Origin of the sequence: Caenibacillus caldisaponilyticus (assembly GCF_002003465.1) — a bacterium.
In the GTDB taxonomy this organism is placed as follows: domain Bacteria; phylum Bacillota; class Bacilli; order Bacillales; family Sporolactobacillaceae; genus Caenibacillus; species Caenibacillus caldisaponilyticus.
In genome coordinates this window covers 1-2,310 of the sequence record NZ_BDDQ01000129.1, presented here as the reverse complement: position 1 = coordinate 2,310, position 2,310 = coordinate 1, and the positions used below count along the sequence as shown (strand labels likewise).

The following is a 2,310-nucleotide window of genomic DNA, read 5'->3' as shown; positions in this document are numbered from 1 at the left end:
CCCAATAATTCCGGACAACGCTCGCCCCCTACGTATTACCGCGGCTGCTGGCACGTAGTTAGCCGGGGCTTTCTCGTCGGATACCGTCAGGACGCCATCATTTCCTATGGCGTTTGTTCGTCTCCGACAACAGAGCTTTACGACCCGAGGCCTTCCTCGCTCACGCGGCGTCGCTCCGTCAGACTTGCGTCCATTGCGGAAGATTCCCTACTGCTGCCTCCCGTAGGAGTCTGGGCCGTGTCTCAGTCCCAGTGTGGCCGATCACCCTCTCAGGTCGGCTACGCATCGTCGCCTTGGTGAGCCGTTACCTCACCAACTAGCTAATGCGCCGCGGGCCCATCCGTAAGCGATGGCCGAAACCATCTTTCCCTTTTGCCCCATGCGGGGCAAAAGCCTATCCGGTATTAGCCCCGGTTTCCCGGAGTTATCCCGGTCTTACGGGCAGGTTGCCCACGTGTTACTCACCCGTCCGCCGCTCGTTCCACGAACGTCACCCCGAAGGGATCCGTCCGCTTCCCGCGCTCGACTTGCATGTATTAGGCACGCCGCCAGCGTTCGTCCTGAGCCAGGATCAAACTCTCCGTAAAAGTTGACGCCTTCCGGCGTCTCGAAAACGACGACCGATCGCATCGGTTCGTCGAAACCTTTACATCCGTTTCATCCGTGGCGTCCGGAAAAGGTTGCCCTTTTCATTCGCGCTTGGCTTTTGTTCAGTTTTCAAAGAACAAACCGTTTGTCGAATCCGGTTTGAATACCGGCTCGCGATCGGGTGTTTTGTCGATCACCCTCACAGCGACTCCTATAATTTAACATATCGCTTGAATTTTGTCAAGAGGGTTTATCGCAAAATGTTGTTCGTCTGTGATATTGTCATATTGTAACGCTTCAGTGAAAATGACAGTATGAGACAGGAGCGAATTCCATTGAGCAAAAAAGAATTGAAGCGTTACAAAGTCATTCGTCAATGGATCGAAGGGTATATCACGGGAAAACAAGCTGCCGAATTGTTATCGCTAAGTCTTCGTCAGGTTTATCGCCTCAAAAAACGAGTCCTTGAGGAGGATGAAAACGGAGTCATTCACAAAAACCGGGGGCGAAAACCTGCACATGCCTTATCCGAAGACATCCGGCAAAAAATCCTGAATCTCCGCCAAAGTGAAAAATATCGGCACTGCAATGATGTCCATTTCTCCGAATTATTGGCCAAACAGGAGGGAATCCGGGTCAGCCCTTCTACGGTCCGTCGAATCCGATGCCAAGCCAACATCCCGCCCAAACGGAAACGGCGCCCGGCAAAGGTTCACCGCCCGAGAGATCGGAAACCGCAAACCGGCATGTTGGTCCAGATTGACGGAAGTTCCCATCGTTGGTTGGAAGACCGTGCGGAACCCATGGCTCTTTTGGCGGCCATTGACGATGCCACGGGAAAAATCTTGGCCGCGGTCTTCCGCCGCCAGGAAGATACCGAGGGCTATTTCCTTCTGATCCGGCAAATGATCGAGCAGTATGGCATTCCCATGTGCATCTATTCGGATCGTCATATGATTTTCTGTTCCCCGAATGAAAAAAGATCCATTGAGCAGGAACTGGCGGGCGAATCCGTGCCTTTGTCGCAATTTGGCCGCGCCCTGAAGGATTTGGGGATCACTCATATCAAAGCCATGACCCCACAGGCCAAAGGACGGATCGAACGCCTCTTTCAAACCCTGCAGGACCGTTGGGTTGTCGAGTTGCGCCTGCGCGGCATCCAGACCCTGGAGGAGGCAAACCAAGTCCTTCCGGAGTTGATCAAAGAACATAACGAGAAGTTTGCCGTAGCGCCTCTTGAACCGGAAAGTGCCTTTGTTCCTTTGGAACCGGGACAGTCCCTGGATTTGATTCTTTGTTTTCGCGATCAACGGATCGTCGGACCTGGAGAAACCATCTCCTACCGAGGAAAAACGTACATCCTCGACGTCCCAAATTCCAGTCCAACCATTCCGGCCAAAACGCCGGTGGAAGTCCGAAAAACGCTGGATGGCAGACTGTTTGTCTGGTACAAAGGTAAGCCCTACCCCTTGATGGAAGCAACCCGGAACAAAGCGGCAAAAACTCCTGAAAAGAAAAAGGAGAGCTCAGAAAAGAAATCGTACAAGCCAGGACCTGATCATCCTTGGCGCAAATATAGGCCCACGAATTCAAAGGAACTGAAACCGGCTTGAATGAACTGAGGTCAAAGTAAATATATCAGTGACATATTCACTGACGCGTTAGTATGACATTTTCACTGACGCTTGACAGCTGGACGGATCACATCAGGCCGGTTTCCGG

The 2,310-nt window shown here is 52.4% G+C and carries 1 protein-coding gene and 1 rRNA gene; one reads left to right on the top strand and one right to left on the bottom strand.

All coding sequences use genetic code 11. From position 1 onward, the window contains the following. Positions 1-587: ribosomal RNA gene (locus CCB157_RS16750) — 16S ribosomal RNA — on the bottom strand; the annotation flags it as partial. Between the two features lie 336 nt (positions 588-923). Between CCB157_RS16750 and CCB157_RS16745 the strand changes: the two genes are divergently transcribed. Beyond that, positions 924-2,201, top strand: coding sequence for an ISNCY family transposase (locus tag CCB157_RS16745; RefSeq protein ID WP_077616931.1), 1,278 nt, complete (start codon positions 924-926; stop codon positions 2,199-2,201). Positions 2,202-2,310 lie beyond the last annotated feature (109 nt).